The sequence below is a fragment of the Faecalimonas hominis genome, assembly GCF_054660755.1.
Genome location: NZ_BAAHSH010000023.1, coordinates 1 through 25,429, shown reverse-complemented (window position 1 = coordinate 25,429; position 25,429 = coordinate 1). Strand labels below are relative to the sequence as shown.

General features: G+C 40.1%; 27 protein-coding genes, 4 pseudogenes and 1 riboswitch. Of the genes and pseudogenes, 2 read left to right on the top strand and 29 right to left on the bottom strand.

Features of this window, described 5'->3' with window-relative positions; genetic code table 11:
• Nucleotides 1-36 precede the first annotated feature (36 nt).
• The 7 genes from ACYQ35_RS03015 to ACYQ35_RS02985 form a co-directional block, all read right to left on the bottom strand.
• Complete coding sequence (locus ACYQ35_RS03015) at nucleotides 37-468, bottom strand: C-GCAxxG-C-C family protein (RefSeq protein ID WP_459830133.1); 432 nt, start codon at nucleotides 466-468, stop codon at nucleotides 37-39.
• On the bottom strand, nucleotides 465-1,337 hold the full coding sequence (rfbD, locus tag ACYQ35_RS03010; RefSeq protein WP_459830130.1) for a dTDP-4-dehydrorhamnose reductase: 873 nt from the start codon (nucleotides 1,335-1,337) through the stop codon (nucleotides 465-467). Before rfbD ends, ACYQ35_RS03015 begins: the two co-directional genes overlap by 4 nt.
• On the bottom strand, nucleotides 1,304-1,858 hold the full coding sequence (rfbC, locus tag ACYQ35_RS03005) for a dTDP-4-dehydrorhamnose 3,5-epimerase (protein ID WP_459830127.1): 555 nt from the start codon (nucleotides 1,856-1,858) through the stop codon (nucleotides 1,304-1,306). The genes rfbD and rfbC overlap by 34 nt, the downstream gene beginning before the upstream one ends.
• Nucleotides 1,859-1,869: 11 nt before the next feature.
• Nucleotides 1,870-3,075 (bottom strand): hypothetical protein, encoded by a 1,206-nt coding sequence (locus tag ACYQ35_RS03000; RefSeq protein WP_009461878.1) that lies wholly within the window; start codon nucleotides 3,073-3,075, stop codon nucleotides 1,870-1,872.
• Entirely contained in the window at nucleotides 3,068-3,718 is a 651-nt protein-coding gene (locus ACYQ35_RS02995; protein ID WP_009461879.1) for a hypothetical protein, read from the bottom strand. Before ACYQ35_RS02995 ends, ACYQ35_RS03000 begins: the two co-directional genes overlap by 8 nt.
• Nucleotides 3,719-3,953: 235 nt before the next feature.
• Nucleotides 3,954-4,838, bottom strand: coding sequence for a 3'-5' exonuclease (locus ACYQ35_RS02990; protein ID WP_459830123.1), 885 nt, complete (start codon nucleotides 4,836-4,838; stop codon nucleotides 3,954-3,956).
• Nucleotides 4,839-5,666: 828 nt separating this feature from the next.
• Nucleotides 5,667-5,960, bottom strand: coding sequence for an integrase (locus ACYQ35_RS02985; RefSeq protein ID WP_227197121.1), 294 nt, complete (start codon nucleotides 5,958-5,960; stop codon nucleotides 5,667-5,669).
• 46 nt (nucleotides 5,961-6,006) lie between these two features.
• Between ACYQ35_RS02985 and ACYQ35_RS02980 the strand changes: the two are divergent.
• Nucleotides 6,007-6,189 (top strand): annotated as a pseudogene (locus ACYQ35_RS02980) (hypothetical protein); the annotation flags it as partial.
• Nucleotides 6,190-6,305: 116 nt separating this feature from the next.
• On the opposite strand, the gene ACYQ35_RS02975 reads toward ACYQ35_RS02980, so the two are convergent.
• The 12 genes and pseudogenes from ACYQ35_RS02975 to ACYQ35_RS02920 form a co-directional block, all read right to left on the bottom strand.
• Nucleotides 6,306-6,956: an HAD family hydrolase gene (locus ACYQ35_RS02975; protein ID WP_243243807.1), complete on the bottom strand. Its 651-nt coding sequence runs from the start codon at nucleotides 6,954-6,956 to the stop codon at nucleotides 6,306-6,308.
• 15 nt (nucleotides 6,957-6,971) lie between these two features.
• On the bottom strand, nucleotides 6,972-7,445 hold the full coding sequence (ribH, locus tag ACYQ35_RS02970; protein ID WP_004844980.1) for a 6,7-dimethyl-8-ribityllumazine synthase: 474 nt from the start codon (nucleotides 7,443-7,445) through the stop codon (nucleotides 6,972-6,974).
• Between the two features lie 28 nt (nucleotides 7,446-7,473).
• Nucleotides 7,474-8,691, bottom strand: coding sequence for a bifunctional 3,4-dihydroxy-2-butanone-4-phosphate synthase/GTP cyclohydrolase II (locus ACYQ35_RS02965; RefSeq protein WP_459830110.1), 1,218 nt, complete (start codon nucleotides 8,689-8,691; stop codon nucleotides 7,474-7,476).
• An 18-nt stretch (nucleotides 8,692-8,709) separates the two neighbouring features.
• Complete coding sequence (gene ribE / locus ACYQ35_RS02960) at nucleotides 8,710-9,363, bottom strand: riboflavin synthase (RefSeq protein ID WP_004844978.1); 654 nt, start codon at nucleotides 9,361-9,363, stop codon at nucleotides 8,710-8,712.
• A complete protein-coding gene (gene ribD / locus ACYQ35_RS02955; protein ID WP_459830101.1) occupies nucleotides 9,345-10,472 on the bottom strand; it encodes a bifunctional diaminohydroxyphosphoribosylaminopyrimidine deaminase/5-amino-6-(5-phosphoribosylamino)uracil reductase RibD in 1,128 nt (375 codons plus the stop codon). The genes ribE and ribD overlap by 19 nt, the downstream gene beginning before the upstream one ends.
• Nucleotides 10,473-10,748: 276 nt before the next feature.
• A riboswitch (FMN riboswitch) is annotated at nucleotides 10,749-10,863 on the bottom strand.
• 472 nt (nucleotides 10,864-11,335) lie between these two features.
• Complete coding sequence (locus ACYQ35_RS02950) at nucleotides 11,336-12,142, bottom strand: class I SAM-dependent methyltransferase (protein WP_459830094.1); 807 nt, start codon at nucleotides 12,140-12,142, stop codon at nucleotides 11,336-11,338.
• Nucleotides 12,143-12,166: 24 nt separating this feature from the next.
• Nucleotides 12,167-12,826: a class I SAM-dependent methyltransferase gene (locus ACYQ35_RS02945; RefSeq protein WP_459830088.1), complete on the bottom strand. Its 660-nt coding sequence runs from the start codon at nucleotides 12,824-12,826 to the stop codon at nucleotides 12,167-12,169.
• Nucleotides 12,827-12,842: 16 nt separating this feature from the next.
• The gene (locus tag ACYQ35_RS02940) at nucleotides 12,843-14,576 is read right to left on the bottom strand and encodes an ABC transporter ATP-binding protein (RefSeq protein WP_072522461.1); all 1,734 of its coding nucleotides are present in this window, start codon (nucleotides 14,574-14,576) and stop codon (nucleotides 12,843-12,845) included.
• Between the two features lies 1 nt (nucleotide 14,577).
• Nucleotides 14,578-16,350, bottom strand: a complete 1,773-nt coding sequence (locus ACYQ35_RS02935; RefSeq protein ID WP_072522462.1) for an ABC transporter ATP-binding protein — start codon at nucleotides 16,348-16,350, stop codon at nucleotides 14,578-14,580.
• Nucleotides 16,351-16,460: 110 nt separating this feature from the next.
• Entirely contained in the window at nucleotides 16,461-17,084 is a 624-nt protein-coding gene (locus ACYQ35_RS02930; RefSeq protein ID WP_416386345.1) for a TetR/AcrR family transcriptional regulator, read from the bottom strand.
• A gap of 217 nt (nucleotides 17,085-17,301) precedes the next feature.
• Nucleotides 17,302-17,913, bottom strand: coding sequence for a class I SAM-dependent methyltransferase (locus ACYQ35_RS02925; protein WP_117944060.1), 612 nt, complete (start codon nucleotides 17,911-17,913; stop codon nucleotides 17,302-17,304).
• Between the two features lie 256 nt (nucleotides 17,914-18,169).
• Nucleotides 18,170-18,337: pseudogene (locus ACYQ35_RS02920) on the bottom strand (GNAT family N-acetyltransferase); the annotation flags it as partial.
• Between ACYQ35_RS02920 and ACYQ35_RS02915 the strand changes: the two are divergent.
• The gene (locus tag ACYQ35_RS02915) at nucleotides 18,293-18,541 is read left to right on the top strand and encodes a cupin domain-containing protein (RefSeq protein WP_459830350.1); all 249 of its coding nucleotides are present in this window, start codon (nucleotides 18,293-18,295) and stop codon (nucleotides 18,539-18,541) included. The pseudogene ACYQ35_RS02920 and the gene ACYQ35_RS02915 sit on opposite strands and share 45 nt — an antisense overlap.
• 166 nt (nucleotides 18,542-18,707) lie before the next feature.
• Here ACYQ35_RS02915 and ACYQ35_RS02910 read toward each other — a convergent pair whose 3' ends face one another.
• The 10 genes and pseudogenes from ACYQ35_RS02910 to ACYQ35_RS02865 form a co-directional block, all read right to left on the bottom strand.
• Nucleotides 18,708-19,616, bottom strand: coding sequence for a radical SAM mobile pair protein B (locus ACYQ35_RS02910; protein WP_459830080.1), 909 nt, complete (start codon nucleotides 19,614-19,616; stop codon nucleotides 18,708-18,710).
• Complete coding sequence (locus tag ACYQ35_RS02905; RefSeq protein ID WP_072522468.1) at nucleotides 19,604-20,293, bottom strand: radical SAM mobile pair protein A; 690 nt, start codon at nucleotides 20,291-20,293, stop codon at nucleotides 19,604-19,606. Before ACYQ35_RS02905 ends, ACYQ35_RS02910 begins: the two co-directional genes overlap by 13 nt.
• Nucleotides 20,290-20,727, bottom strand: a complete 438-nt coding sequence (locus ACYQ35_RS02900) for a radical SAM mobile pair system MarR family transcriptional regulator (protein WP_459830076.1) — start codon at nucleotides 20,725-20,727, stop codon at nucleotides 20,290-20,292. The genes ACYQ35_RS02905 and ACYQ35_RS02900 overlap by 4 nt, the downstream gene beginning before the upstream one ends.
• A gap of 212 nt (nucleotides 20,728-20,939) precedes the next feature.
• On the bottom strand, nucleotides 20,940-21,665 hold the full coding sequence (locus tag ACYQ35_RS02895; RefSeq protein WP_459830073.1) for a hypothetical protein: 726 nt from the start codon (nucleotides 21,663-21,665) through the stop codon (nucleotides 20,940-20,942).
• 43 nt (nucleotides 21,666-21,708) lie between these two features.
• Nucleotides 21,709-21,972: pseudogene (locus ACYQ35_RS02890) on the bottom strand (MATE family efflux transporter); the annotation flags it as partial.
• Nucleotides 21,876-22,565, bottom strand: a complete 690-nt coding sequence (locus ACYQ35_RS02885; protein WP_459830070.1) for a GTP pyrophosphokinase — start codon at nucleotides 22,563-22,565, stop codon at nucleotides 21,876-21,878. The pseudogene ACYQ35_RS02890 and the gene ACYQ35_RS02885, both read right to left, overlap by 97 nt.
• Nucleotides 22,566-22,603: 38 nt before the next feature.
• Nucleotides 22,604-23,581 carry a choloylglycine hydrolase gene (bsh, locus tag ACYQ35_RS02880; RefSeq protein ID WP_227097469.1) on the bottom strand — a complete coding sequence of 326 codons (978 nt, stop codon included), beginning with the start codon at nucleotides 23,579-23,581 and terminating at the stop codon, nucleotides 22,604-22,606.
• A gap of 135 nt (nucleotides 23,582-23,716) precedes the next feature.
• On the bottom strand, nucleotides 23,717-24,121 hold the full coding sequence (locus tag ACYQ35_RS02875) for a hypothetical protein (RefSeq protein ID WP_459830066.1): 405 nt from the start codon (nucleotides 24,119-24,121) through the stop codon (nucleotides 23,717-23,719).
• 7 nt (nucleotides 24,122-24,128) lie between these two features.
• A complete protein-coding gene (locus tag ACYQ35_RS02870; protein WP_459830063.1) occupies nucleotides 24,129-24,425 on the bottom strand; it encodes a hypothetical protein in 297 nt (98 codons plus the stop codon).
• A 9-nt stretch (nucleotides 24,426-24,434) separates the two neighbouring features.
• Nucleotides 24,435-25,405, bottom strand: a pseudogene (locus tag ACYQ35_RS02865) (DUF6017 domain-containing protein).
• Nucleotides 25,406-25,429 lie beyond the last annotated feature (24 nt).

Sequence of the window (25,429 nt, the reverse complement as noted above, 5' to 3'; positions counted from 1 at the left end):
TGGTTTTTTCTATAGATTTATATATATAGATATTTTCTATATGATTTCATTTAATATATCTATTGCCTCTTTTGCCAGTTTCGGACAAAATCCCAACATACGCCCGCTGTTTAATGCTTCTTCCAACTCTTCCGGCTTAGAGACATCATATCCAAGCAACGCCCTGCAGTTCACTGTTCCGTATTTCTCCATAAATTTTTCTCTAAACTCTCCGCTCTTTGCTGCCATAACTTCTTTCTGTCCTAACAGATTTTCTTCTTTACTGTGTCCGTATTTCAATCCAAGTACCATTAACGCTCCGGTTACAACACCACAAACCTCTCCCATCATCATTCCGCCGCCAAAGCACGCTGCCACTCTGTTTGCCTCATCTTCCGTCAATCCCAATTTATCCGCAAACGCTCTCAAAACTACCTGTGAACAGTCATATCCTTTTATAAACTCTTTTCGTATCGTTTCTTCCGTCATCTTTTTCCTCCTAAATATCTTCTTAATCCGTCTTTCCAATGTGGCAATTGTTTAAAACCTCTCTCTCTCAACACACTGCAATCCAGCCTGCTGTCAGACGGTCTCCTCGCTTTCTGTAAAAATTCTTTACCGGAAACCGGAATCACTTTCATCTCTTTTCCTAACTGTTTAAAGATTTCCTTAGCAAATTCATACCATGTACATTCTCCCTGATTTGCCACATGATATACACCGTATTTTTCAGTTTCCACCATATCCACAAGAAGTTCTGCCAAATCTTTTACATAGGTAGGTCTGCCACACTGGTCATCAACTACTTTGATTTCTTCTGTTTGCTGAGATAATCTGCACATCTTATTTACAAAATCATTTTCCGAATTTCCAAACACCCATGAAGTTCTCACGACAAAATACTTTGTCACTTTTTTTTGGACAATCTCTTCCCCCATATGCTTACTCCAACCGTACATATTTAGCGGACGTTTCTCTTCCGAAATACCGTATGGAATATTTCCCGCCCCGTCAAAGACATAATCCGTGCTGACATAAACCATCTTTATTTTCTTTCGCTCACACCATTTTGCAATGTTTTCTGTTCCGATTATATTTACGTTTCCACAAATCTTTCGTTCCTCTTCGGCTTTTTCCACATTGGTGTAAGCCGCACAGTGTATAACTGCCTCCATATCCCTGCACGAAAACAGGTCTGCCACCGCCCGCTCATCAGTAATATCCATATTCTGCCTGTTTGTTGTTATAACTTCGTGTCCTCTTTCCTCCAGTGTCTTCACAACCGCTTCGCCGAGTTGCCCGTCTGCCCCCGTAACTAACGCTATCATCTGCCGGAAAACTCCTTCCATGTCTGCCATTTCTTATCTTTCTCGGACAAAATCAATTTCTCTTTATCCTCAATCTGCCAATCAATTTGCAAATCTTTATCATTCCACAAAATACCGCTCTCCTCGTCCGGATAATATTTTTCACTGCATTTGTACAATATTTCCGCATCTTCAGACAACACAATATATCCATGGGCAAATCCTTTTGGAATAAATAACTGCTTTCTGTTTTCGGCAGAGAGTTCAATTCCAAGCCATTGTCCAAATGTTGCCGAATCTTTTCTTATATCTACAACTACATCGAAAATCTTTCCACACAATACACTAATCAATTTATCCTGTTGATGTTTCTTTTGGAAATGTAATCCCCTCAGCACGTTTCTTTTTGAATAGGATCGATTATCCTGCACAAACGAACAATTTATTCCTGCCTGCCGGTATGTATCGTATTGGTAGACTTCCATAAACCAACCTCTGTTATCCCCAAACCTCTGCGGTTCTATGATTTTTATTCCCTGTAATTTTGTTTCTGTTACCTTTATTTGTGCCATAGGTTCTCCTCTTAATAATACAAACTATCTTCCCCTAATTTTTCTTCATATACTTTGCTTACTTGGCTATTCAAAAATTCATATTTAATTTTATCCATGAAATTCGTATCGCTAAACAGCCGATATGCTGTTATTGCAAATCCGGCAAAATCGAAATCTTTCATATTACCCGTCAGTCCTGTATATATGACATTACTTGAAGTTGCAAATAAGTTAGAATATAAAATAATTTTTCGTGTTCTAATCTCATACAACTCCTTTGAAAAATCTCCATCTTCTTCATACAACCACTTACAACTGTGAACTATTCTAATAATCATATTAATCAAACAATCAATCGCTGCAGATGCACCAAATTTAATTACGTCTCCCGTACTAACATATTTAGTCAATTTTTCCACATTTGCCTTATCTAGAATCAAACTTGCTCCCGGCAGTTGTATTCCACATGGTGTATATAAATCTGTTCCAATATGTATTAACTGTTTAATTACTGCTGCCACAACGGCCTCTTTTTCATTAATAATTCTATCTTTTACACTTTCAAACATTTTTGGTGTTGAAGCATACCTACTTATTTTAGGATTTTTCATATTTTCATCATAGATAACATGATTTGTCTTGAGTACTATTTTTTGATTACACGTTATTGTATTGGTAAGAATATTAGTTGTCCCAAAAATCAAACCAAACAAAGGATCATGCCCTAATGTAGAAAATCTGTGATTTGCCCCTTCAAAAAGTTTATAGTTCTCGGAAAAATATGCTGTTGCATCATAAGGTACTCCCCTTCCTAGAACAATCTGCTTTAACGGAGCATAATACAGTCTTCCATGTTCATTTTCTTCAAAACCGAATTTCCCTAAAATTTTCTCCTGTTTCTCATGTAAAAATGCTTCCTTTTTATTTCCGCTTCCGGCTTTTTCTATTTTTGTAAAATAATTAACCAAATATATTCTTGCACATTGCAACATAGTTGCAACTGTTAAGAAAGCAATATCCTTATCTTGTAGTTTGGTACGCTCCTTAAATTCTTTTGAAACAATATCCATATTTACTCTGTATTCTTCTACCGATTTATTTATTTCCTCTGCAGATAAAATATTCTCATAATATGATTGTATTGTTTCTTCTTTATTGTCGATTATAAACTCCCTTGTTCTTATTCCTAATCCATTATTATCGCGAACTTTTTTTAAGTCTTGTGCTTTACTCATAATTTTCACACCTTTTTCTCTGTTCTATATAATTTAGAAAAAGATTTTTCGCAAACTCCTCTTCTTCACTTATATGCCCATTTGCTTCTATTATCTCCTGGACATCATTTTCCAATCCTTGTAAATTTTCAATACTGATTTTGTCGAGATAAATTTCTACATCATCAAAACGTAAATAGTTATTTCTTGCTATCCTATCCATTTCGCGTTTTATTGCATCTGGAATATCCGCATTCTTCTTTATAGCATCTAAATCAAAATCTATTTCTAACTGTTCTTCTTCTGAAATTTCACCATCACATTTCGCTATATAATATGATAACGCTGTTGTGGCTAAATAAAAATCATATACTTTTTTCAATTCATCTACCGTTTTTGCTTTACCTTCATTCATACCATCTTGAAAAGATGCTGACTTTGCCTTTTTAATATCTTTTTCTTTTTTTATATTTTCTACTCCCTGAACCACAGCCCCTGTTACCGCTCCCCCTACACCTGCGGCACTTGCAATCGCACCTGCTCCCGTTAATGATGCTATTAAGCTAGTCCCTGCTAAAACCGATCCTCCTCCGGTAACGGGAATGGCTGCTACAGTTCCTACACCAATTGCTGCTCCTAGTAATGCTTTTCCTAAGTATCCCATAATATCTTTCCCTCCGTTATTCTTCACTTTACTATATAGTTATATATTACATCAAAATAATTTTTTCATCTATATTTTCAATCATATTCTTCTTCTCTCAAAATATTTTTTGTATACTTACTAATTTTTTAAGAATAGCATTTACCCACTTTCGAAAAGAATTTCCTCTTTTTGACGTTTCTTATTTGCCCAAAACATTTATCTCCATAACATCTATCACCATAACATCTATCACTTATATCTCATTTTCAATCAGATTTTTCTTCCTACCAAAACTTTCAAATCTATCTATCAAATCAACTTTTTTCATTTCTATAGTAAAAAGAACTTTATTCCAGTTTTCATCTGTGACTGCATCTTTCCCTTTAAAAAAACTGTATAGTTTTCTCCATATACTCCATTTCTTCTCCGATAATTCCGGTTCAAAATCTTCCTGCTTTTCTTCATTCAGACTAAATTGCGATAATAATTCCGGAGTAAACAAATCTCCAAGTTTAAAACTCAGATGTTCTATAATGTCAGTATATTCACATATTGGAACTAATTCCAACTGAAAAACCGACTGCCTGTGAACCTTCACAAAAAGCCTTGCGGTGTTATAAGCATCGCATAAACCATCATGTTCTCTTCCTATCATCTGAACACGACTAATTTTCATCGCCGCTTCCAAAGCAAATTGATTCTTGAATCCTAACATTTTATCAAAAGAGTACTGAAAATCTACCCACCCGTCTAATAAATCTTGAATTTTACGGTTCTTGATTTTCTTAGCCTGTAATTCTTTTTGTAATTGATAATAATCTGAATTGCTCCAAGACAACACCATCACATTTCTGTCTCCGATCCAGCCGATAAACTTCATAAGAACAGATACTAATCTCGGTGCATTTTCCACATCTTCTTGTCTGATTCCTGTTAATCCTTCAATAAATCGATCAATCCTGCCATATTCCGGTTTTACATACGATGAAAACTCATCTATAATCCGATGATTTTTATCAAGCATTACAGCGCCAATTTGAATAATTTCCTTTTTTTCTCTGCACATCTTTTTCCTAGCATTTCCTTTTAACATACACATCTCAAAATCCACAACTAAATAGTTCATTTCTCTCAGCATCTTTTTCACCTTTATCATTGACTCCGTCCGTTTTATTTTTTGATGGTCGTTCCCCTTCAACCACATAATACATAACCTACAATACAGTTTTTATATATCGTAATACTTATATTATAATTGTTTATGTGGGGTATAAAAATACCTCTATAAAAAAAAGGAAATGACTTTCGCCATTTCCTTTTCCAAACGTTCCCTGCGAGAATCGAACTCACAACTAGTGCTTAGGAGAGCTCCAACCTATTGTCACTCTCTGTCAATCTGAGGTAAGGTAAACCCATATGGGACACTATTAAAAACTGTTTCCGATTCAATTTGAGTTATTCTGAATACCCCCTCTGTCAAGCTCTGTAAAGCTCTGAAAGTTAGCTGATTGTTTGCTCCAGCTAATAATCGGGGAATGCCTTGATATTACCATCGACATCTGTTATATGACCACCATGCTTCGTACGTTCGATCATGGTAAACAGTATTCAATTAAACTTCCTATCGAAAGCACAAGATATTTTCTTGTCTACAATTAATATACCGCATACGAGACGGTTTGTCCATGCGTTTTTGACTGGCAAATTTTATTCATTAAAAATTTCTGTAACCTTTTCTGTAACGGAATCGAAGAACTTCTAAAAGTCTTTTCTGTTCATCTACATTGGCTTCGAGAAATAATTCCTGTCTGCCTTGTGTTCGTGTATGCTACCAACTATTTGAATTTAAAGATTCATTTATTGATTCATTTGAAGCTTTATTTGTATTATTATTCCGATACTTATTTCTTATATCGTTGCGAATCGTTTTTTCACTAAAATTACACTATTTTTTCACTATTTTTCATTACTTCATCGTCTTCGCCAGTGAATTGAGCAATGCCCGCATCTCTGGATTTGCCAACACTTTTGCCAGAAGTTCCGGATCGATTTCATCAGCAACAGTTGCATTATTATTTTCCTGCTGTACATGCATCTGTGGATCCAGATTCTTTTTCTCATAAAATGCTTCTTCAAAAAGCTCTGCATTTTTTCTTCTGTCATCATCCAGAATATGAGAGTACACATCCGTAACCATATTGACCTGAGCATGACCGGAATCACCCTGTACTGCTTTGATATCAGATAATGGTACACACAAGCACGGAAAACACTTTATGCAAAATCTTCCACAGTAAAATCTATAAATGATCCGCAAATGCAAAGGAAACCGACAGTTTACCATGTTTGGAATTATGGCAGTTCTTTTAGGAAGTGGAGATGCATTCCATCTGGTTCCCCGTGCAGTAGCGCTTTGTACAACTGGACTTGAGAACTTTACTGTACAGATGGGGTTAGAAAAGTGGATTACCTCTATCACTATGACTATCCTAAAATCATCCCCGCCTCAGAATTTGCAACAAGTTGTTGCAAATTTTCTATATCCTTTTATTTTACAGAAGTATTTATTTTTAACTTTTTTCCTTCAGATTTTTATATTGCAAAATCATATCACCATCTGCAGTATATCCTCTATATGTTCTGCATAATAATCAGCCCCATTCAGTTCCCCTTTCTCACCATATCCATACAGGCATCCTATAAAAGGGCTTTTGCAGGACCTGGCACATTCCAGATCTTGTCTCCTGTCTCCGACTACCAGATAAGGGCCACTATATTCCCGGATGATTTCCTGCACAATTTCTGTCTTTGGACGGAATCCGTATGATTCACAGTCATAAAAACGGTCAAACCATCGTTCCATCCCAAATTCCTTCCAGTGTGCCTCACGATATGAAGCTTTACAGTTACTTAAGATCACAAGGTGATATCCCCGGTTCTTCAAAGCTGTTAGCATCTCCTCTGCTCCCGGATACCACACTGCCTTATGTTTCCTGATCTGTCTTACCATCAGATCTCCTACCATTCTGCTTGCCTGCTCTTTATAGCTCTGATCCAGTTCCGGCAAAAATGTATTCCACATCTCCTTACTGTTAAGTCCCAGCCAGCCGGCAATTTCCACCGAGCCTATCTCCCGTTCTTCGGTAACCTTCTGTTCTGTCAGCCACTGATAGGTTTCACGAAATGCCGGTTCATAGATTCCAAGGGTATGATGGATCGTTCCATCATAATCGAATATGATTGTTTTTGTCATCATTTATTTTCCTGTCTTTTAGAGCTGCTTCATCAGATTGACCATCTCGATCGCAGATAATGCACAATCATAGCCTTTATTTCCCGCTTTGCTTCCTGCACGCGCAATAGCCTGCTCGATATTTTCAGTCGTGATCACTCCGAATAAAACCGGGATTCCTGTTGCAAGTTCAACTTGTGCGATTCCCTTGGCAGATTCATTACACACCAGATCATAATGTGAAGTATCTCCACGGATGACAGCTCCAACGCAGATAATTGCATCATATTTTCCTGACTGTGCCATCTTCTGTGCTGTAATCGGAATCTCAAATGCTCCCGGTACCCATGCTGCAGTAATGTTCTCTTCTTCTACTCCATGTCTTACCAGTCCGTCGACTGCCCCTCCCAATAATTTATTCACAATAATTTCATTGAATCTCGCTGCCACGATACCAACCTTCATTCCCTCTGGTGCTACTACTTTTCCTTCTACTAAATTGATCTGTCTCATTTTTCTTCCTCCTGATATTTGCTGTTTTTTATAAATTTATTTCTTTAAAAATATGACCCATCTTTTCCTGCTTCGTCTTCAAATACTTCCGGTCATACTTTTGTGCCGGAATCTCCAGAGGTACTCTCTCATTGATCTTCAGTCCGAATTCGCCAAGTCCATAGACTTTATCCGGATTATTTGTCAGTAATCTTAATGATTTCACACCAAGGTCTGACAGTATCTGTGCCCCGACCCAGTACTCTCTGAGATCCGGTGCAAACCCTAACTTCACATTAGCCTCCACAGTATCGTATCCCTGCTCCTGAAGCGCATATGCTTTGATCTTATTGATCAGTCCGATTCCTCTGCCTTCTTGTCTCATATACAGAATGATTCCTCTGCCTTCTGCTTCTACCTGGCGCATCGCTGTCTGCAGCTGCAGGCCACAGTCACATCTGAGCGATCCGAATGCATCCCCTGTCAGACACTCCGAATGTACCCGGCAAAGCACATCCTCACCATCTCCCAGATCACCTTTTACCAGTGCCAGATGATGTTCTCCTGTAATATCATTGATATAACCATACATTTTAAAATCACCGTACTGCGTTGGGAGGTTTGCAACGGCTTCCTCCTTTACATGCTTCTCATGTATTCTTATATAATCCTGCAGATCACGGATCGTAATAAATGTAAGGTTATGCTCTTTTGCCATTTCCCATAGCTGTGGTGTACGCATCATAGTTCCATCTTCTTTCATAACTTCACAGCACACGCCGCATTCTTTCAGTCCGGCAAGTCTCATAAGATCTGTTGTTGCCTCTGTATGGCCATTTCGTACCAAAACCCCGCCTTTTCTGGAAATAAGCGGAAACACATGTCCCGGTCTTCTGAAATCCTCCGGTTTTGACTGATCATCCACACACTTCATGATAGTATAGGAGCGCTCTGCCGCAGAGATACCTGTGGTTGTATCTGCGTGATCCACTGCCACGGTAAATGCTGTACTGTGATTGTCCGTGTTCTCCGCAACCATCGGCGGAAAGTTCAATCTCGCCGCAATTTCTGCACTCATCGGTGTACAGATAAGACCCTTTGCATAGGTCGCCATGAAATTAATATTTTCCCTGGTTGCAAACTCTGCCGCACATATCAGATCTCCCTCATTTTCTCTGTCCGGATCATCTGTGACCAGAACTATTTTTCCTTCCTTAAGATCCCTAAGTGCTTCTTCAATTGTGTTGTACTGATAATTTTGTGACATAGTGTATATCCTCCTGTTCTAAAACCCGAATTCTTCAAGAAACTCCATCGTAATTCCGGATTCTTTTTTCTCTTCTTCGTTTTTTCTGATGCCAAGCAGTTTTTCTACGTATTTTCCGATCACATCATTTTCCAGATTAACCAGATCCCCCGGCACCTTTTCCAAAAGAGTGGTTTCTTCTCCTGTATGTGGAATGACCGACACCTGAAAACCAGCTTCATCAACCCTTGCAACTGTCAGGCTGATCCCATCAATACAGACGGATCCTTTTTCCACGATCAGATGCAAAATCTGTGGCGATGTCTCAATTGATACCCAGATGGCATTTTCTTCCCGGAGCATGGAACGTATCACGCCAGTCCCATCAATATGGCCGCTTACTATGTGTCCCCCGAACCTGCCGTCTGCAGCCATTGCACGTTCCAGGTTTACCTGGCTTCCGGCCTTGCAGCTGCCAAGACTGCTTCTTCTGATCGTCTCTGCCATCACATCGGCAGTAAATCCGTCCGGCTGAATCGACGTAACTGTCAGACACACACCATTCACAGCGATACTGTCACCGATCCTTGTCCCTTCCAGGACTTTCCGGGCTTTCACTGCCAGGATCCCTGATTCCCCTGTCAGCTGTATATAACGGACTTTTCCTTTCTCTTCTACGATTCCTGTAAACATGATTCCTCCTGTTTTTTATCACACACCTGACATTTTATCCGGATATCCTCACCGATCTGGCAGATATCTGTATATTTCAGTTCCACTGCTTCAGACGGCAGTTCAACTCCAATACCCTCTACCGGTGTCTTCCCAGCCACACCGCCAAACAGCTTTGGTGCCACAAAAGCCTGTACTTCCTTTACAATTCCAGCTCGCAGTGCACTGTCATTTAACGTACCTCCTCCCTCCAGGAGGATGCTGTCAATGCCTCTGTTTCCAAGAACTGCCATCAGCTTCTTAAGGTCTATCTGATTCTTTTCGTCGGGACAGTAAATGGTTTCAACTCCCATGGTATGTAATATTTTTATTTTCTCTTCTGTATTTTTCTGTTCTGCATAAGCCACGATCGTCCGGTACTTTTCCGCACTTTTTACAATCTGACTGCCCAGCGGGATCCTGAGCTTACTGTCACACACAATCCTGACAGGACTTTTCCAGCCTTCTACCCGGACGTTTAACATCGGATCATCTGCAAGCACAGTTCCAATACCAGCCATGATTCCCATGTACTGATGCCGCATATGCTGTACTTCTTTTCGTGCAGATTCTCCGGTGATCCATTTTGATGCTCCTGTTTTCGTTGCGATCTTCCCATCCAGTGTCATGGCATACTTCATTACCACATAAGGAGTCTTCGTAGTAATATAATGGAAAAACACCGGGTTCAGCTGATCACATTCTTCTCTCATAAAATCTTCAACTACTGTTACACCGGCTTCCCTTAACATCTGTACACCTTTTCCTGCCACTTTCGGATTCGGATCTCTGGAACCGATCACCACTTTTCTGATCTTCTGTTCAATGATCGCTTCCGTACATGGAGGTGTTTTACCATGATGACAGCAAGGCTCCAACGTAACATAAATCACCGCACCTTCTGCTGATTCTGTAAGAGAAGCAATTGCATTACGTTCCGCGTGAAGTTCTCCATACTTTTTATGATAGCCTTCCCCGATGATCTTTCCGTCTTTTACGATCACTGCCCCTACCATAGGATTGGGATTCGTCCAGCCTTCTCCTTTTTTGGCCAGTTGAATAGCCCGAAGCATATATTCCTGATCCGTCATTTCTATTCCTTCTTTCTTATTCCTGTTCTTTGCCTGGGCTACGCCGAGGCTTTTAAACATGTGCAATCGGATTCACAGACAAGTGAATGGTATAGTTATTTCGAAAACAATGTACCAGATACAAAAAAAGCCTGCAGAAATATCTGCAGGGTGGAATTGATCTGTTACATATGATTGATAAATGAATGTCTGATTTTCCTATATAAAAAGCTCTGAAATGGATCACCATCTCAGAGCTCTGATACTACATTCATTCATACAAAAAATCAACTGTACTATCATCTTCTTCCATCCAGACTGTACTGTCGGCCCCGGAATCTCACCGGATCATGCCTCTCGGCTCGCGGGCTTTACCGCCGGTAGGGAATCTCACCCTGCCCTGAAGATATCTTTTTGTTTATTCTAATACTTTATCTGTTATTTGTAAAGCAGAATTTTTATTTTACTTAGTTTACTGATGGAGATAGAATATCCATATACACAATAAATATCCTCATTTTATCCATATATTATATCGTTTTATGAATTGTTATTTCACTAAAATTACACTATTTTTTCACTATTTTTCATTACTTCATCGTTTTCGCCAATGAATTGAGCAATGCCCACATCTCTGGATTAGCCAATACTTTTGCCAGAAGTTCCGGATCGACTTCATCAGCAACAGAACCGTCACAAGCAACCAAACGATAACGGTTTCTGTATAGAGTTGGTTGAAGCTTCTGGTTAAAGATTTGCAAAAGTTCCCATAGTGCATTATCTTTTAATTTTGCACGCTGGTGATAGAAGGCGGCTTTTGATGGTGTTTCATCAGTGCGTCCGAAAAAATGATAAAGTTCTCTCTCTCTGATATTGTATATCCACTATAGTTTTAGATGTATCATCTTTACCATCTTGAATTGATCAGAAACTGTCATACTGACCTTTGTGGATAGCTTTAAGTCATTTTTAGGGATGTAACGATAGTATGGTTCCTCCGCAATCACCTTCACATTACCCCCGATCTTTGCTGCCAGTTCTTCCGCTGAATCCACATAAAAGAACATTTGTGCATCGGCATGGCCGACCTGTTTCATATATTTTTTCTTCATCATGGTCATTCCTCTTTTGTTCACCGTATCAAAAACAACTTCCATATTTCCAAATTGCCCAATCATACGCAGAAGGGCAATGACCTTATGTTCCTCAAAATAATGAAATAACCCGCCTGCAGTAACGAGAATAGGAGCATCAAGTACATCATTGCGAACTTTTTTGATCCAATCCTTTGCAAAGGCATCCCCGGAAATATATAATTCCCTCTCTGGTTCGGGAAGAAGTCCCCGCCGGTATTCGATCACATGAGGCAGATCCATGGCATACCAGTGTGTCTTTCCGTTATCACATCGGTGATAGGTTGTTTCCAGACCACAGCCCAACTGGACAATCACACCGTCCGGTCTGCGTTCCAGAAAAGTCCGAATAATCCGATCCATATTAGCAGACCGGGAAGCAGAGGCCAAAAAGGTATACTGGCTCTGCATATTCTGTTTAATCAAGTCTGAAGGCAGCTTCTTTTTCAATTCCAATGCTTTTTTATCATATAAAATTTGCGGGTAATGCTCACTAGCATAAATTCTTCCCAGCATAGGGACGAACAGTGTATCCTCCACGACTCCTAACTTGGACATAGCCAAACCTCCTGTTTTGATACATTACTTTCTGCCGACAAGCAACCGGGAAGACCCTAGCATCATCACGGCAGCCCGACGGTGGGAGCCAAAAGCTTCCTGTGCGATATCAACGAGTCGTACTTCCTCATACCCCATATCCCGCAGTTTCTGCGCAAAACCTTCCATGTCACCGTACATCTTTTGTTTCATATTATCGTTAAGTGCAAAGACGCCGCCTTTTTTCAATACCCGCAGGCTTTCCAGCAGCAGTTTCTGCATATCAACACCCATAACATTGTGATAGACATAGTTGCTGATGACTACATCAAAACTCTCATCAGGAAAATCCAGCTGCTTCGCATCACCGTGCTGAAATACACAGCGGGAAGCCACGCCCTCACTGGCAGCATTCTTCTCGCAGAGTGCTTTGCTGTAATTGTACACAGCGCCCCAGTGATCAACACCGATCACTTTTGCTTTCGGCCATGTCAGAGCTGAACGGATTGTCAATGCTCCGGAGCCGCAGCCTACTTCCAGAATCTTCCCCTCGCCGTCATAGTCCAGATGAGAAAGAACGACTCGATGAACCTGTTCCATGATTCCGCCAATGATGTAAAAGACAGGGTTGGACATCCAGCTTCCATAGTCTTCTCCGTAGGTACCAAGTCGGATATTTTCCTGCTTACAATGGTTCTTGTTCATTACATTTCCTCCTTCTTTACCCAAGTTTCCAATTCTGGCTTTCTGTCTGCAGTTTTACCATATGGGCATATACACCATTCTTTTCTTCCAGATCCTTTGGTGATCCTTCTTCTGCCACGGTGCCATCAGAAAGGACAACGATCTTATCCGCTCCGGCTACGGTACGCATTCTGTGGGCGATAACCAGAACGGTTTTATCTGCGATCAGACGGGAAAGGGCTGTCTGTATCAGAGTTTCATTTTCCACATCCAGGGAAGCAGTCGCTTCATCCAAAAGAATGATCGGCGCATTTTTCAGAAATGCACGGGCAATAGAGATACGCTGGCGCTCTCCGCCGGATAGTTCACAGCCATTTTCTCCGATATTGGTATGCCATCCATCCGGCAGTTTTTTGGCAAATTCATCCACATTGGCAAGTTTCGCAGCCGCAATGACCTGTTCATCTGTGGCGTCTTTGTTTCCGATTCGGATATTCTCCAGAATCGTATTGTCAAACAGTGTGACATCCTGGAATACGATGGAATACAGAGAAAGCAGTGTTTCCGGGTCTATTCGGGATACATCCATACCTCCCACGGTAATCTTTCCTCTGTTAATATCCCAGAATCTTGCAGCCAGCCGGGATACGGTTGTTTTCCCGCCGCCAGATGGGCCGACCAAAGCCGTAACCTCTCCCTGTTTTGCCGTAAAAGAAACATCTTTCAATACTGTTTCTCCGGTATTGTAGGCAAACCCAACATGGTCAAAGACAATATCATACCCCTGATTGGAAAGCCTGTCACTGCCTTGCTGGATCGGATGATCGAGAATCTCATTCATTCGGGCAATGTTGGTTCGTGTACTGATGACTGCCGCAAGATTCTGGAGCGCGCCCTGCAGAGGGTCATATAAACGGGATACTACCAGAAGGAACATAAAGAATGTAAGCACGGAGAGGCTTCCTTGCATGAGTAGAACAGCTCCCACCAGCGCAACCGTTGCAATACCAAGCTTCAGCACCAGTGACGCGGAAACCACAAAAGCAGCAAGACCAAATTCATTGAGGATGGAACGATGCTCCACAGCACGGATCTTCTTTTCCAGCCCTTTTAAATATGCCTGCTCCGCATTGTTCGCTTTCAGATCACGAACTGTTTCAATACACTCCTGTATCCCGTCTGCGCAGGCCATCTTCACATCCATCGCTTTCTGATTCAGATTTTCCTGAATCTTTGCGGAAAATCCCACAATCGCAAAAGCAACCGGCAGAACCCATAAGGCAGCCAGCGCCATTCTCCAGTCCGTAAAGAGCAGACCGATAGAAATCAGAACCGTAGAAATGATCGAACCCGCAAGCTCAGGGATAAAATGTGAAAAACTCTGTTCCAGGAAGGTACAGTCCGCCATAATGGTACTGGTAAGATCGGCTAAATCCTTTTTTCCGAAAAAAGAAAGAGGGATTTTGCGCAGATGCTCTGCCAGGGTAATGCGGCGGACACCGCTTTCTTTGTAAGTTGCAAAATAGGTCGCATTGTATTGAAAGAAAGTGGTCAGCAGAATCAAGCCGATACACACCACGCAGCCTGCCACATAAAATGGAATTTTCCCACCGGGAACACCCCCGTTCATCAGATCGCTGACCAGGTAATATAAAAGTCCTACCGGGAACATAAAAGACAGATTCTGAAGGACACAGGCCAGGCAGCCTTTGATCAGGTCTTTTGCTCCCTGTTCAGACAGGGCATATTTTTTCTGCAGTTTTTTGATCATATCACTGCACCTCCTTTGTTACCTTCCATTGCACGGAAGTCTGGTAATTTTTCCACATACGGCTGAAAATGCCGTCTTTTGCAAGCAATTCACGACTGTTCCCGCACTCGGCAACCTGTCCGTCCTGAATGACAAAAATCTGATCCACATTTGTTACGGTAGAAAGCCTGTGGGCAATCATAATCACTGTCTTTCCCTCGGAAAGTTTTGAGAAAGCAGCCTGTACACGGCTTTCGTTATCCGGGTCAGCAAAGGCAGTGGCTTCATCCAGAATAATAATCGGAGCATTTTTCAGCATCACACGGGCAATGGCAATTCGTTGCTGCTCTCCACCGGATAGATAGACCCCCTTTGTACCGATGACCGTATCCACACCCTGTGGGAGTTTTTTCAGAATATCATCGCATTGCGCGTGATGAAGGGCAGTCAGAACTTCCTCACGGGTAGCTTCCGGTTTTCCCATACGCACATTTTCCAGAATGGACGCCTTGATGAGACGGCTGTTCTGAAATACGAAAGACACCGTATTCATGAGTTCCTCTTTTGGGATGTCTTTCACATTAACACCACCGATTTTTACCATTCCGCTCTGGGGATCAAAGAATCGGGAAATCAGGTTGGCAAGGGTTGTCTTACCACCGCCGGACGGGCCTACAAAAGCTACCGTCTGCCCTTCAGGAATGGTCAGTGAAATATCTTCTAATACTTCTTTTTCTCCATCATAACTGAAATGAACCGATTTCAGTTCCACGGAAGCATTGTGCGGGTGTATTGGGTGTTTGGTTTCCTCCAGAGGCTTCAAACGCAAAACACTGTCAATTCTCTGTAAAGCGTCATCTACGATCATGGCATTTTCACTTTGGAACATGATACGTGTCAGTGTAATAGAAATAACCGGCGTAATAATGATATAGAAAATGAGATCCAGTAAGAAACCGGAAGTCACACCGTCTTGTGTCAGCAACAAGCCTCCGGCGATCAGTGTGGCAAAAACTCCGTTGATTGCAGCTGTATAGAACATCATCGGTGTCCGAAGCTGCTTGGTATAAGCGATCACCCATACTTTATACCGGTCAATGGAGTCTTTAAACTTCTTAAAGGAAAAGATGGTCTGGCCAAAGGTTTTTACCACCGGAATCCCGCGGACATACTCTACCGCTTCGTTGGACATATCATCCAGCGCATTCTGGTATTCTTTCATCTTTTCCTGCATCTGCTTTCCGGTCATTGTCATCATGATCAGAAATCCCAGCACAACCGGAACAAGGCTCAACAGTCCCAGTCTCCAGTCAAATGCAAACAACAGCACCAAAAGACCACAGGGGGTTGCAATGGCATTGGCTCTGTCGGGAAGCTGATGAGCGAGATAGGTTTCAGTGGCTGCGCTGGATTCGTTGACGATCTTGCGCAGTTTTCCGCTGCCAAAACTTTCAGCAAAACCTAAGGGAAGTCTGACAATATGTTCCATGGTCTGGATACGCAGGTTTGTGGCGATACGAAATGCCCCTAAATGGGAACACATCAGCCCTGCTATGTAGACAAGCACCGCTATAACCGCAAACAATACTGCCATCCAGCCATTACCGGTCAGGTTCTGTGCCTGGCCAAAATTCGGTGCCACCTCCAGTACTTCCTTGATCATTTTCCAGATGTAATAGAAGGGTACCAGAGCGATCAGGGCACTGATTGCAGAAAGCACCCAGGAAGCATAGGTCAGGTACTTATGGCTACCTGCAATTTCCAGCAGGCGTGATAAATTGGATTGTTTTTTCAAAAAAATTCCTCCTTTTCTTTGTGTTTATGATAAAGAGAACACGTCTATGTTCTTACAATATCCGAATTTAGGTTAGTTATTGCTAACTGTCAAACAAAAATTATAAGGCATTACTGCCCCATAATTTTCATCCATCCTGCTGTATAAAAGGCGCGCATTTCTCTAACGTAGTTTTCGGCATCTTTTAGCGGCATTTCATGAATGATCAATTCAAAAAAAGTATGAAACATGCCGGTGATCAGAATATGCTCCAGCGAAGGATCGATATGGGGAGAGGGCCTTCCAAGCTTCCTTAAAACCTCCTGATAGGCATGAGTCCCTTCCACTTCAATCTCCACCATTTCATCAATTAGCCCGGCAAATTTTGTTCCTTCCGAACAGACAAGGATCAGTTTACATTCCTCTAAATGCTCATACGCATAATGAAGAATATCGTACATGCAGATTCCCGAAATATCACTCATGACTTCCGGCTGTCTGGCAGCTGGAAGTTCGGCAAACTCCTGCTGTGCCTTTATAAAACGGTTGCGAATATATTCATAATGCTCACCAACGATGGCTTCAAAAAGTTCTTCTTTACTTTTGTAATATCCGTAAAAGGCTCCGGTAGTCATTCCCACGGATTTCACAATATTCCGCAGGGAAGCGTCTTTATATCCTTTTTCTAAAAATTCCGTTTTCGCTGCCCGGTGGATATTTTCTAAAGTCATTCCATTTCCGTTTATTTTGTACACCTCCTATATAACAGTGCTATATAACACTGTTATAATTTTAATCTCTGAAAAAGGTTTTGTCAATAGCAACAAGAAATAGTTGCATAAAAACTGCAATCCAAACATCATTCTGCACTTTATTACTGATAAAATTTTTAAATACTGGTTTTGACAAAAGTTTCCTTTTTTCTAATAAATGATAAATACCGATTTCTTAGTTTTAAAAACTGAGAATTGGCTATCTCATCGCAACAATACTTATCCAATGATTTTTTGTATTTGAATACGTTTTTATCTCTCTAAAACCTGCTTCTTTCAAGGCAGCAACAAGTTGCTCAGAAGTGTAAATCTTCATACCATCAATCAACTTTGTCCATTTTTCATCTGTGGCATTCGTTCCATCACTTTCGTTACAAATCAGGAACGTCCCTCCGTTTTTCAGAACTCGATTTACCTCAAAAAAACATTTTTCCAATCCTGGCCAGAAGTAAACTGTCTCGAAAGCAGAAACATAATCAAAAACCGCATCCGGAAAAGGGATAGCAGATACATCACCTTGAACCACGCAACATTTCCCTTGTTTAATGGCAGCGGCGTTCAGTTTTTGAGATTCTGCCACACTGACCTCCGAATAATCCATTCCTGTCACATGTCCATTTCCGCATTTGTTCAACCAGGCTACAATATTTGCACCGCCTCCGCAACCAACATCCAGTACCGCAGCATCTGGATTTACTGAGATATTTGAGAATCCCCATTGTGATAACTTGGCGTGACCTCTGTTCATCATTTTCGTCATCAATTTTCCGCCAAAGCCTTGTGGCTTACGAGTATTTTCAAAGAAGCTCATTGCATTATTCCTCCTCTCTAACTTCCGATTGTTCTATTTCTTCCTTTTCTGATTTGCAATACTTTTTTGCGTATTTTTTACTTCTTTCACCAACAACTGAACATTATCATAAGCCAGACCGAATTTAAATAGCTTTTTACCTTGCTTATTATAGAAAGTAGTGACCTTATCCCAGCTACTAGTTACATTGCCATCGCCATAACGAAATCATTATTTCCCTCAAAATTATAAATTCTTTTAGATAAAAAACTTGAAGTTATAAACATCTTTGCAAATATATCATATCTATCAACTGTACGCCGCCCTCATAAATTGGGTGGTCATAATTGTCAGTAAAGAAATTGGGAATCTTGTGAGAACGGACAAATCCACATTTTTCATAAAATGGTATCGTCAATGGACTGTCACCTGTTCCAACTTGCAAATCTATGGAATTCTTTCAGGTAACGGCAAAGCCATAATTGATGGAGAAGAAATCAGCCTTTCAACTGGAGACTGGCTAAAAATCGCACCTGCTGCAAAGCGTCAGTTTTTTGCATCCGATATTTCCGGAATTACTTATATCTGCATACAGGTAAAAGAAAATTCTCTGGAACATTTTACAGCAGAGGACGTCCTAATCGGCTAATTAAAAGTATTTATTTACAAAAATGCACAGTTCCCGATAAGCTAAGAACTGTGCATTTCTTTTTTCTTCAATTTTACAATTTCTCTATTTTTCAAACAAGAACTTCTCGATTTCAAATGGCGATAAATAAATCTCTCCACCATCATCAGTTTAATTTTCGTTTAGATTAACGATTTCTTTTTCCTGTATTCTCTGTCCCTCGGATTTCCTCATGATAGAAATAATCTACGATCACCGGATGTCCCTGCGGGACTCTGCCATAAGGCATTTCATTATCCACAAATGGGCAATCATACTTCTTAGCCATTTCCTCAGCTTTTACTTCAAGTGCTTCAAAGTAGCTGCGGTTATGCTTGTTATAGATCTCGTCGTAAAGTGGTACAAGATCAGGATATTTTCCGGCGATATAATCCATAATTGTCTTTTTGAAACCGCCTCGAAGATTAAGATTTTCGAGCCAGAACAGATCGCACTGATCCTTTACCCGCTCAAAGATTGCTTCAAAATTCGTGATACTGGGAAATACCGGAGATACGAAACAGACTGTACGGATACCTGCTTCATATACCTGCTTCATAGCAGCGATACGGCGCTCAATGCTAGAAGCAGAGTCCATATCGTTCTTGAAATTTTCATCTAGTGTGTTGATCGACCATGAAACGGTTACTCGTCCAAGCTTCTTCAGCAGATCAATATCTCGTACCACAAGATCCGACTTTGTGCAGATCAGAATATCTGCGTCACTGCCGATCAGCTGCTCCAGAAGTTTTCTGGTATTCCCGAATTGCTCCTCCTGTGGATTGTAGCCATCTGTCACAGAACCGATGACCACCCGTTGTCCGGCATATTTCTTCAGATTCTTAATTTCCGGCCAATGCTTCACATCAAGGAAAGTGCCCCATTCCTCCTTGTGTCCGGTAAAGCGCTTCATAAAAGAAGCATAGCAATACTTGCAGGCGTGTGTACAGCCTACATATGGATTGACCGAGTAACCGCCTACAGGCAGACTGGACTTGGTCATGATGTTCTTTGTTTCCACCTCACGAATGAGGATTCCATTTATTACTTCTGCCATGATCTCTGTACCTCCAACACTTTATTGAATTCATCCGGCATTTCCTGAATCATATTTTCATTCCCTATGATAGGGACAAGATCTTCCTTCATAAATACCGGAATGTCAAGCACATGCGCCTGATCTGTCAGAGACCATGCCCACTCCGGCTCCGTATGAACCTTCCTGCTCTGAACTCCAGTCATGGTGCCGACAACGATCCAGTTAATCCCGGAAAGATCAACTGAACCTGGATTGTCGAATAGCGGCTCAAAGGTAACATGATAGTGTTTTGCTCTGACATTTTCCCGTAGTGCGTCAATACGCCACAGTTCTGCTTTTCTCGTCACCGTAACACCAAACCATGCGTTTTCCAAATCTGTATCAAAATCCAGCAGATCTGGTCGCTTTGTAAGGAACAGGAACTGATGCTGTGGATTTTCACGGATTTTTTCAAATACCTCGTCTCTCCATTCTGACTTCCAGCCGGAAAGATCACTCATGCCGGTAAGAAGAAAGTTCTGCGGACGTTTCTTTTCCATCATCTTGAGCTTACCCGGAAAGAATTCAGGGTCAGCAAAGTCATCAATCATATGCCAGCGTTTCACATTATTGCGGGCATAGCAATATGCACACCCCACTGTACATCCGATGACGATATTCATGTTTTGAATCTGATCTTTGATACAAATATTCATGATTTCTGCCACTCCTCAAGATTCTTTCTGATACGGTCGAGGCATTCCTCAAACTGGGTAATTTCTTCCTCCGAAAAACCTTTGTAGTAAATACTGCCCATTTTATCAGATACAGAATCGTATTCGTCCTTTAAGGCATGTGCTTTTTCAGTCAGAAACAGGAGTGTTTTCCTTTTGTCCGTTCCAGACTGAACGCGTCTTAGCAGCCCTTGATTTTCCATTCTTTCCAGCATCGTAGTAAGAGAAGTTATCGCTAATCCACATTTAATCGAGAGTGACCTGATTGAGATTCCATCTTCCTGCCACAGTACATAAAGAATACGCCCCTGGGCTCCGTTAAACGCATCAATATTCTTTTCGCTGAGAATCTTCTCAAAGATTCGATCTCCAAGTTGTTTTATTTTGGTAACAAGAAATCCGCCATTCATTTTCACACAAAAACTCCTATATAGTATTTTATCAAATAATACTATATAGGAGTTTTACTGTCAACAGTTTGTATGTCTAAGTAGAAGTAAACTCCGATTGTATAATCACTTAATTTAAGGGTTTCATTAGCTGTTATATTTTATTAATAAACTCCCCGCTAACCCTTATAAACACTAACTTTTCTGTAGGTGAGCTTTCCCTTAGGTATTCCCTTGTGTTATATCGTTTCACAAGGCTTTACGAATCCCGATTTGAGAATATCTATTTCCTCATTCTTTCGCTCAATCTTACTGTCAAGCTCCCTCTTCTTGGTTAGTCTTGAAATACCGTGCAAATCGTCTCGTTCTATCTCCAGCAAATTCCTCTCATGCTCTGCTTTGAAGATTATTTCGTTTTGCTTATCCAGTTCATTCTTAATTCGCTGTAACTTTGGATAAACAGCTGCATCCGGTGGCATGGCAGGTTTGGGTGGTATCTGCGGTTTGTGCGGTTCTGTAACCTCTTTATTTTCAACAGTTGGAACAATCGCAATGCCTGGCGTCGATACTACTTCCTCAGCATATACATCAGTTGCTGCAGTTTCTGCCACTCTTCTTTCCTGAGTATCTATAAGGTTTTCTAAAATCAATCTTGCTTTTAACTTCCTTGCAGTTTCCAAAACTTTTGAAATCAAAAGTGCCAGTTTCATAATAGCCGTTGTTATTATCCCCGCAAGTCTTTCCGGTCGACTGCCAAATATCTCAACAGATTCCCTGACACGATCCGTAATCCATTCCTGCTTTATCTGTCGTATCTTCTCTTCAGGAACTTCACTGACAATCGCCCAGTCTACCTCATAATTCCACCGCATACGCACCTTATTATCTTCCCTTATTTGCTCTGCTTTGGGATTATTCTTACCAATTTTCTTGGTGGCAAGGTATAATCCGTTTTTATTAAACACATGGAGCTTTTCTTTGTCGTCCTCTATGAGAAGATTAATAAGGTCAGTATTTTCTATCTAAAATTTTATTAAACCGACTAAAGAACGTTGAAGTTGTTATTATCGCTGCCAAAATATCACTGATTGGCTCAGCCAAAAATACCGCAAATACTTTATTCTGGATAAAATGCGGCAGGATAAAAATCAACGGAATCAACAGAATCAATTTTCTTAAGCAGGCAAGTAATAAACTAACTTTTGCCTGGCCCAATGCCATGAAACTCTGCTGACAAGCAACTTGGAATCCAAGAGAAAAAATACCTGCCATTCTTCACTTATCTCATCATAGCCAGGCATTTCTTCAATTCCTTTTTTATAGCGAAGTTGATGTTCCAATGTTGCCCAGAAATCCATACCATTGGTTCGAATCTGTAATTCTACACGCATAGGTGTTTTACCCTTAGCAAAAAATACTGGTATTTCAACAATCATATGATAGCTTCGATAACCATTCGATTTTGGATTTTTTATATAATCTTTTATTTCAATAACTTTAATATCATCCTGTTGGGTAATCAAATCTGATATCATATAAATATCGTCAATAAACGCACAAACTATTCGAACGCCTGCTACATCATTGAGATATGTCTGTATATTTTCTGTTGTAAATTCATATCCCATCTTCTGCAGTTTATCGTAAATACTATTGGGCTGCTTAATTCTTGTTTTTATAAAAGAAATAGGATTTCGATTGTTCTCAACTGAAAATTCATCATCCAAAACCTCAAGTTTAGTTTGTATCTCCCGAATAGCACAACGATACATCATCATTAAATTATAAAATTTTGTAGCATTATTTAAAAACTGTAGTGATTCCGGACTAGCCATCCTGAGTTTTTTTACTTCATCTTTTGTCATGAAACTTTCCTTTCTACCTCATCCCTGATTTCAAAACATTATTTATTTTGATAGTTGATTCGTTCTCCTTGAATTACTGGATAACAAATCATTTTATCACTATCCAGATTTTCTACATGCATATCTACTGCACTGATCTGATGGTTTTCATAAGTATTGTAATAATAAATACCTTTTGTAACATTACAACACGACGTATACAATGTGATTTCATATTTTCCATCCGCTACTTCGCAACATCCTCGTTGCTGATCCACAGATCCGAGAATGTGGAAGAATTGGCTAACGCTTTCTTCCTCTGATTCACCTGAAATTGCATTTACCTTTGTAAAAACTACACGTACAAAGCGAGAGGAAGATGAGAGATCTCCCGGAAGACCTAATCCTCCCATACCTCTACTATATGCATCAAGAGCCAAATTTTCGCAGAAAGTATTTCTGGGCTGTTTAGGAGATAAATACATATAATTATTTAGTTGAAACATCTGCTGTGGAAATGGCGGATTATTCGTAAGCACTCCTACTGGATTGTCATAAATATGCAAACCATCTGACATAGATTCTACCGTAATTGACTCATTCTCATCAGAAATGATCCAGTGTAATTGTGCTAATGGTAATTGCTCGCTGAAAGGAGTATTAACAATATTAATTCGTTCAAGAAGCTCGCGAACTTCAACTAAAGAAGAACACTGACTTAAAATCCACGGAATAAATTCAAACTGTGCAATATTTTCCACATCTGGCTTAATCGCGGCATAAACAGCATTTCCGACAAAATTCAGTCCTGCCATTGCCACTCCTTTTTCATTCATAGCATCATAATACAAAGGATAATCTTCTGCAACATGAGCCATTCCAATAATTGCATAATGATTTTTCATATCGCCAACATGGCGAAAATTAAACGCATAATTACGTGGTGTAATTACTATCTGATCACCATAAGAGAATTCATAATCGAGGGTTCGTCCAAAGTAAAAATCTTTTGTTTTATAAGTTGCTGCTGTACACATGATCGTTTATCCTCCTAAATAGATTGAAATATGTCAATGAGTTTTTTTCTTGAACAATATTATAGCATAATTCTTTTATTTTATTCCAACTTCATACATGATCATAACATGTAAACTTTAAACTATTTTCCTAGATTATTTCTCCATCAGTTTTTCAAACCAGGTATCCATAGCTAGGATGAATTGACCTACGTCTGGCAATTCTTGCAGCATTTCGTTTAGGGTTTTGTGCTTCACATATTTCTGCACATACACCCAACAGGCAACGCTACTGGCTTCTGATACAATGTCAGCTATGGTTTTGCGCATAAGCTCTTCAAATTCAGCAATTTCTTCTTTTGTAACAACATCATACAATGTTGGTGCCTGATGACTTAATTTTACGCCATTTTCATTTGCATCTTTAAGCAGATTCTTAACTTTTTCTCTTGAGTTCTCCGGTACTTTCATGTACTCCCACATAAATGCTACCACATCGGACGGTGTGTCTTTTTTAAGTAGTGGTAACTGAATATAATCATTGTTTTTGCTCATTTTCATATCCTCCTCACAATATAATAAAATCAATAATACGTTCTCTTGTCATGTCCAGTACAGTATCTACGAACACTCCTGCAAACAGGATCAGATACAGAATAACACTCAGCGAAAACAGGAATGCAACCTGTACCCAGTCATGGTAACAGTATGCAGTCGCTATAATCAACAAAGTGAATATAAACCCAAGGATTCCTCTGAAAACCGCATAAGTCTGTACTGTCATCTTCACTGCCAGGCCGATCACAAAAAGGATCAGCCATACCGGCAGTAATAATATCTTCCCAGCAAATTTTAAAATAAACATGTGCACCTCCTATCTTACCAGTCCTGGCATATCATGGTTCACCTCTGCCTGATAATACCCGTTCATCGTTGACGGTGCATTAAACAGGGCTGCTAACAAATATTTCTTGATATTCTTCACCTTTGTGGTGTTACCACTCATACAGTGTAAGACATACTCGATATGTGAATAGGTCAGCATCAGAAATTTTTTCTTCACCAGTGATGCCGGATACCAATTGCTGGCAATCAATATCTTGTCGTTTTTACACATCACAGTCTCTACGATCAGGTTCACGATTTCATCTACCTGTCGCATATCGTCATGATGGGTTACTTCCAGTGATTCATAATCAATGGTCTCTTTGACAAGGTTTTCATAAGCCTGATAATCCTCAGAGTGATTATCGCTATCAAATCTTTTCTCATCCACAGATATGATTAGATTTATTATCATTCATTTCAGTATCACTAAGATTAGTATTATTAGGGTTTGAAATGTAAACTTCTTGAAGTTTGTTTTCGGGACTTCTAGAAGTTTGAATTGTAAACTTCTGTAGATTCCTCATTTTCCACAGAAGTTTGTTTTTTAAACTTCTTTAATTCCTCTCCAAATTTTTTCTCATCTGTTTTCTCAGGCATAAAGGTTTTCACGTAGATAACGTTCACCTTTCCAAATCCCTGTCTGCGTTTCTCAATCAGACCAATTCCTGTTTCGTCATCCAGTTCTCTCATGGATTTAATGGCTTTATTTCTGCCACAGTTCAGTAATTCCATGATATCTTCGATAGAAAAGTAGATATATGCTCTGTTTTTGTCGTCAAACCACTGATTCTTGATGGAAAGAGACATTCGATCCAACATCAGTCCGTATAAAATTTTAGCATCGCTTGATAAATCTTTAAAGTAACTGTCTGTAAATAATGCTTTTGGTATGCGGTAGAAGCTGAACTGATCAGCTTCAGTACCGTAAAAATAATTAAATGTCATTTTTTTCTCCATAATTTCCTCCTCGTATTATAAAGT

Coding starts and splice junctions, on each gene's coding strand:
- ACYQ35_RS03015 (WP_459830133.1), bottom strand. CDS start 468: ATGACGGAAGAAACGATACGAAAAGAGTTTATAAAAGGATATGACTGT.
- rfbD (WP_459830130.1), bottom strand. CDS start 1,337: ATGGCAGACATGGAAGGAGTTTTCCGGCAGATGATAGCGTTAGTTACG.
- rfbC (WP_459830127.1), bottom strand. CDS start 1,858: ATGGCACAAATAAAGGTAACAGAAACAAAATTACAGGGAATAAAAATC.
- ACYQ35_RS03000 (WP_009461878.1), bottom strand. CDS start 3,075: ATGAGTAAAGCACAAGACTTAAAAAAAGTTCGCGATAATAATGGATTA.
- ACYQ35_RS02995 (WP_009461879.1), bottom strand. CDS start 3,718: ATGGGATACTTAGGAAAAGCATTACTAGGAGCAGCAATTGGTGTAGGA.
- ACYQ35_RS02990 (WP_459830123.1), bottom strand. CDS start 4,838: ATGCTGAGAGAAATGAACTATTTAGTTGTGGATTTTGAGATGTGTATG.
- ACYQ35_RS02975 (WP_243243807.1), bottom strand. CDS start 6,956: ATGATGACAAAAACAATCATATTCGATTATGATGGAACGATCCATCAT.
- ribH (WP_004844980.1), bottom strand. CDS start 7,445: ATGAGACAGATCAATTTAGTAGAAGGAAAAGTAGTAGCACCAGAGGGA.
- ACYQ35_RS02965 (WP_459830110.1), bottom strand. CDS start 8,691: ATGTCACAAAATTATCAGTACAACACAATTGAAGAAGCACTTAGGGAT.
- ribE (WP_004844978.1), bottom strand. CDS start 9,363: ATGTTTACAGGAATCGTAGAAGAGAAAGGAAAAGTCCGTTATATACAG.
- ribD (WP_459830101.1), bottom strand. CDS start 10,472: ATGACGGATCAGGAATATATGCTTCGGGCTATTCAACTGGCCAAAAAA.
- ACYQ35_RS02950 (WP_459830094.1), bottom strand. CDS start 12,142: ATGTCCAAGTTAGGAGTCGTGGAGGATACACTGTTCGTCCCTATGCTG.
- ACYQ35_RS02945 (WP_459830088.1), bottom strand. CDS start 12,826: ATGAACAAGAACCATTGTAAGCAGGAAAATATCCGACTTGGTACCTAC.
- ACYQ35_RS02940 (WP_072522461.1), bottom strand. CDS start 14,576: ATGATCAAAAAACTGCAGAAAAAATATGCCCTGTCTGAACAGGGAGCA.
- ACYQ35_RS02925 (WP_117944060.1), bottom strand. CDS start 17,913: ATGAGCTTCTTTGAAAATACTCGTAAGCCACAAGGCTTTGGCGGAAAA.
- ACYQ35_RS02910 (WP_459830080.1), bottom strand. CDS start 19,616: ATGGCAGAAGTAATAAATGGAATCCTCATTCGTGAGGTGGAAACAAAG.
- ACYQ35_RS02905 (WP_072522468.1), bottom strand. CDS start 20,293: ATGAATATTTGTATCAAAGATCAGATTCAAAACATGAATATCGTCATC.
- ACYQ35_RS02885 (WP_459830070.1), bottom strand. CDS start 22,565: ATGACAAAAGATGAAGTAAAAAAACTCAGGATGGCTAGTCCGGAATCA.
- bsh (WP_227097469.1), bottom strand. CDS start 23,581: ATGTGTACAGCAGCAACTTATAAAACAAAAGATTTTTACTTTGGACGA.
- ACYQ35_RS02875 (WP_459830066.1), bottom strand. CDS start 24,121: ATGAAAATGAGCAAAAACAATGATTATATTCAGTTACCACTACTTAAA.
- ACYQ35_RS02870 (WP_459830063.1), bottom strand. CDS start 24,425: ATGTTTATTTTAAAATTTGCTGGGAAGATATTATTACTGCCGGTATGG.